Genomic DNA, 3,155 nt, shown 5'->3' on the forward strand with positions numbered 1-3,155 from the left:
AGCAGTTCACCGCCTACCTCGAGAACTCGAACCGTTTCCGCTACCGCCCGGTGCCACTCGGCTTCACTTTGCGCTCCCTGATAGATGCCAAAAGCCAGCACCAGGTCGAAAGAGCCTTCAGCGAAGCAAGTTAAACTATCCATGCGGCCCGCGAGCACGCGCGCTTTAGCTGCCTCCTCACCCAAGAGGGCGCCGACCCGCTCACGGGTTTTGACAATCATGGCGGTTGAGGCGTCCACGGCAAAAAAGTCAAAGCCCTGCTGGGCGAGCCAGAGGCTGTTGCGCCCGCCGGCACAGCCGAGGTCGAGGACGCGGGTCGTGGTAGGGGCGTTCTTCAAGAGCGCCACCATGCGCGTGTCGGGCGGGCGGTTGGCGAACATCTCGACGACGTCGGGGCGTTCCCAAAAGGGCAGGTCGGACTCGGGCAAGCGGTGCATCTTTCTCCCTTGGGTGAAGTGCGAAGGTAGGGGCAATTGACCTGCTACTGCACGATCAGACCGCGGACCGGGATGGTTTCCTCGATGATCCCAAGCTCCACGAGCACCGCCGCCAACGCCTCCATCTGCTCGATGGCCTCTTCGGGAAGCTCGTAGCCGAAGCTGAGGCGCGCCATCGCCTGATCGACGACCGTCCTGCCCTCTATTGTGCCGCTAGGCGTCTCGACGCCGTTGGGGAAAAAGCCGTCGGCAAGCAGTTGGTTGAAGGTCTCGGGGTCACTTTCGGAAAGCGCGACGGTTCGCTTGTGCGCCTCGACCAGCACCTCGACGAGCTCGGGCTTTTCCTCGAGCGTACGTTGGGTAGTGACGAAGACGATGCCGACGGAGACGGCTTCAGGCAGGAGGTCGTTGATGTCGAAAACCTGAACGGGTTCAAGCTGCAGCTTGGCGATAGTGCCCCAGGGCTCGGGCATCACGGCAGCTTCGAATTGCCCCGTAGCCAGACCGGGCAGCAGGGTTGGTGGCGGCACCTGGATCTGCTCGATGTCGGCACCGCTCAAGCCCGCCTCGGGCAAGACCAAACCACGGAAGATGACGTCGGGCGGCGTGCCGTTGGGCGGCGTACCCACCGTGCGTCCGCGCAGGTCGGCCAGCTCCGCGATGCCCGCATCCTGCCGCGCCATCACCACGAGGTCGATGTTGGCCGCTCTCCCGAGGATACGCACTGGTGCATCTTGGGACGCCCAGAGATAGGCGAGCGTGTAGCCGACATAAGCAACGTCGAGCTGACCCGCAACCAGGGCCTGCGCGGTACTCGGGCCGTCGGCAAAGGCGATCACGTTCGCGTTCAGGCCGAGCTCATCATAGATGCCCGCCGCTTCGGCCACCAGCGGCAGGGCGGCGGGCAAGATGTTGATATGCCCGACGGTCGCGTCTCGCTGGGCCACGCCCAGCTGGGTTAAGGCGGCGCAGCAAAGGAGCAAAAGGGTGGTTAGCGGTCTATGCATGGTAAACCTCTCCGTGTTCTTTTTCGATGCCGATAGCGCTCAAGATCTCGCGCTTCAGGCGAACGAGCTTGGGGTGGTCTCGAGCCCGTGGTCTAGGCAGCGCGATAGGCAGGTCTACCTCGACGCGAGTGGGACGGGGCGAAAGGACGATGGCACGATCCGCCAGGTAGACGGCCTCCTCGACATCGTGGGTGACCAGCACAACAGTGGCACGGTAGGCTTGCCAGAGACGAAGGAGCTCGTCTTGCAGCTTGAGGCGCGTAAGGGCGTCGAGGGCACCAAAAGGTTCATCCAGCAACAAGACTTCAGGCTCGAGCGCCAAGGAACGTGCCAAAGCCGCGCGCTGGCGCATCCCGCTTGAGACCTGATGCGGGTAGTAGCACCCGAATCCGCTTAGATGAACGCGCCCCAACCACTCACGCGCTACCTCATGCGCTGCCGCTTTGTCCATCTTGTTCATCTCCAAGCCGAAAGCGACGTTCTTCTCGAGCGTCAGCCAGGGAAAGAGCGCATCCTCTTGAAAAACGAGGATACGCTTGGTCGGAGTATTCATGAGATCGCGACCGTCTATGGTGATGCGTCCTGCCGAAGGAGACTCTAGCCCTGCAACGAGGCGCAACAGGGTCGATTTGCCGCAGCCGGAAGGCCCCACCACGGCGCTGAAAGTCCCCGCAGCGAAGTCGAGAGTCAGCGGCTTTAGCACCTCCAGGTCCTTATAGGTCTTGCTCACCGCCGTGAGGACGATCACGCATATCTCCAGGGCAGCAGCAGGCGCTTGGCGGCGCTGAAGCCGACCCCGTCGATAAGGACAGAAAGGAAGCCGATGACGGCGATGCCCAAAAGGACTCCTGTGACGTCGCCTACCTGCGAGGCGGAAGCGATCGACCAGCCGAGCCCGATATTGGTGCCGCCGAACATCTCCGCTGCGATGAGCGCCCGCCAGGCGTTGCCGAAGCCCGCCTGCGCCCCGGCGATGAGGACAGGCAGGGCGGCGGGTAGGTACACCCACAAGGCGAGCTGACGGGGACCCGCGCCCAGATTCCGGGCTGCCGCGACATAGACGCCGCTCACCTGCTCGACTGCGGCAACCGCGTTGATGGCGATCGGAAAGAGCGCCGCGAAGGTGATGACCCACAGCACCGCCTTGTCTCCAAAGCCGAGCAGCAAAATGAGCAGCGGCAGGTAGGCGATGGGCGGCACCGACTGCAAGATGGCTAGAAATGCCCTGGCATAAGCACGAAACGGCGCGACGGCGCTCGCCAAAAGCCCGGTTCCCACCCCTAGCAGCGAGGCCACGGCAAAACCCGTAGCCAACCTGACGAGCGAGCGCCCTATAGACGCGAAAAACTCGGGGTTGTCAAGCGCCCGCTGGAAGCGGCCAAAGACCCTCTCTGGCGGCGGCAGCAGATAACTCGGGGTGAACAGGGCCACAAGCTTCCAAACGACCAAGATTGCCACCATAGCGGTGACGAAAGGGATCACGGTGACAATGGCTTTGCGCAAAATCATGGTCGTCAGCCTCGAGTCGTCTGGTCGGAGCGGGATTAGAAAAGAAGGGTCAACAACCGGCTTTCCCTTTCGCAAAAGGCCAGTGCCGCAGACCGACCTCCTCAAAACAGGGGATGCAGTAGTGCTTGCCCTCGAAGGTATGAATGCGCGTCTCCATCGTGGGTACCCCACACTTTTCGCAAACGATGCTGTTATGCATACG

General features: G+C 62.4%; 4 protein-coding genes. All 4 read right to left on the bottom strand.

Annotated elements, in window-relative coordinates:
* Positions 1-437 (bottom strand): class I SAM-dependent methyltransferase (locus tag M3498_08185; protein ID MDQ3459259.1); only part of this gene is annotated, 437 nt, incomplete at its 3' end.
* 44 nt (positions 438-481) lie between these two features.
* Positions 482-1,384, bottom strand: a complete 903-nt coding sequence (locus M3498_08190) for an ABC transporter substrate-binding protein (GenBank protein MDQ3459260.1) — start codon at positions 1,382-1,384, stop codon at positions 482-484.
* A gap of 52 nt (positions 1,385-1,436) precedes the next feature.
* Positions 1,437-2,192, bottom strand: a complete 756-nt coding sequence (locus M3498_08195; GenBank protein ID MDQ3459261.1) for an ABC transporter ATP-binding protein — start codon at positions 2,190-2,192, stop codon at positions 1,437-1,439.
* Positions 2,189-2,953 (bottom strand): ABC transporter permease subunit, encoded by a 765-nt coding sequence (locus tag M3498_08200; GenBank protein MDQ3459262.1) that lies wholly within the window; start codon positions 2,951-2,953, stop codon positions 2,189-2,191. Before M3498_08200 ends, M3498_08195 begins: the two co-directional genes overlap by 4 nt.
* Positions 2,954-3,155: the final 202 nt, after the last annotated feature.

The organism is Deinococcota bacterium, from assembly GCA_030858465.1.
In the GTDB taxonomy this organism is placed as follows: domain Bacteria; phylum Deinococcota; class Deinococci; order Deinococcales; family Trueperaceae; genus JALZLY01.

Bases quoted from the DNA above. Each gene is read 5' to 3' on its own strand.
- M3498_08200 (MDQ3459262.1), bottom strand. From the start codon at position 2,953: ATGATTTTGCGCAAAGCCATTGTCACCGTGATCCCTTTCGTCACCGCT.